1 protein-coding gene and 1 pseudogene are annotated in these 1,644 nt (G+C 34.7%); both read left to right on the top strand.

Features of this window, described 5'->3' with window-relative positions:
- Positions 1-917 (top strand): annotated as a pseudogene (locus tag HMPREF9333_RS11905) (MobQ family relaxase); the annotation flags it as partial.
- A 378-nt stretch (positions 918-1,295) separates the two neighbouring features.
- Positions 1,296-1,644, top strand: a 349-nt coding sequence (locus tag HMPREF9333_RS11910; RefSeq protein ID WP_005542383.1) for a BlaI/MecI/CopY family transcriptional regulator, incomplete at its 3' end; no start/stop codon positions are given.

A 1,644-nucleotide genomic window follows, 5' to 3' on the forward strand; every position in this document is an offset into this window, starting at 1 on the left:
CTTTAGAGCGAAAAGGAGTAGAAACCGAGAAAGGAAACATTAACAGAGAAATCAAAAAGCATAATTCCATTGTGAGAGCAGTCCGAGAAAGAATAGCAGAACTCACCTCTTGGCTGAATGATTTTACCAAAGTCTTATTTGAAAAATATGAGCAATACAAAGAGGAGAAAAAAGAAGAATATGAAAACAAAGCGGAACTCTTTAATCTCTATGAGTACATCAGCATTTATTATGATTTACAGGGAGAAAAGGCGAGAAAGTTAAACCCCTATGCAAGCAATAAAAAGATAAGTGCAGACCTCAACCGATTTTCCAAAGCAAGGATATATCTATCCGATAACAGATTGCAGACCATTGCAGATTTGCAAGGGAAAATCACCGAACTACAAGGCAAGAATAAGAACATCTATCAGGACATCAAAACCAAAACCCAAAGAATAGAAACACTTCATCAATGCCTTGTCTATGCAGACATCATCAAAGCAAACAGAAAGGTTTATGAGGAGTGGAAAGGCAAAAGCTTTTTGTTCAAAGACAGCTTCTACAATGCCCATCAAGAGGAAATCGACAAGTATCAAAGAGCAAAAGGACGGATTGAAAAACTAAGTGGAGAAAGTGCCTTAAAGGCAAAGAGTTGGAAGAAAGAGATCGAAAGCCTTGAAAGTGAAATATCGAAACTCAACAGACAATCTCAATCTATCAAAGAGGAATACGAGCAAATCAATCATATCAAGTATGCCGTCAAAACCGTTAATGATGATTATGGCATAGACCTATCCATTGAGATTGACAAGGCAATCAAGAGAGGAGAAAAACCAAGTGTCATTGCACAGATTAAGAAGTATCAAGAGCAGCAAGAAGCCTACGAAAAACGAAAGGATAAAACAAAAGACTATTACAGGAAAGAGGAAAGATGAAGTCCTAAAATGGGATAACATCAAAAACGAAGGGTGTCGTAAATCACGATGTCCTTAAAAAACTAAGAGAGGAGAGAAAAATGGCAGATAAAAGAATGTTTTCCAAGTCTGTTATTTGGTGTGATATGTTTTTCAGAAATGCCTTTATCTTCACAGGCACTTTATATGCACCTGAATATGAGTGCTGCTGATGATGGTTTATAGGTAATTCTAAAAATTAGAAGTTCACATAAATATGATGATTGAAAAACTGTCAAGGAATATGTAAAGAAATAGAAAAATATTCAAAAAACTACTACAGTAGTATTGACTATTATAAAAGACTATGGTAGTATATAGTCAAAACTACACCAGTCTTTTGCAAGGAGGATTGTAAAAATGATTGTAAAATTATTTGATTCAGAACTTAAAGTGATGAATGTTCTTTGGAATGAAGGAGACTGCACTGCCAAGCATATCTCAAATGTATTGAAAGAAGAGATTGGTTGGAATATGAATACAACCTATACTTTAATAAAGAGGTGTATCAACAAGGGTGCGATTGAACGCTCTGAACCGAACTTTATGTGTCATGCTCTTATTCCAAAAGAAAAAGTACAGATAGCAGAAACCAATGAGTTTATTGACAAAATGTTTGATGGTTCCATTGATAAAATGTTTGCTGCACTGATTGGAAATAAGCAGCTTTCAGAAAAGCAAATTGAAAAATTGAAAAATCTTATAAAAA

The sequence above is a fragment of the Johnsonella ignava ATCC 51276 genome (genome assembly GCF_000235445.1).
Taxonomy (GTDB): domain Bacteria; phylum Bacillota; class Clostridia; order Lachnospirales; family Lachnospiraceae; genus Johnsonella; species Johnsonella ignava.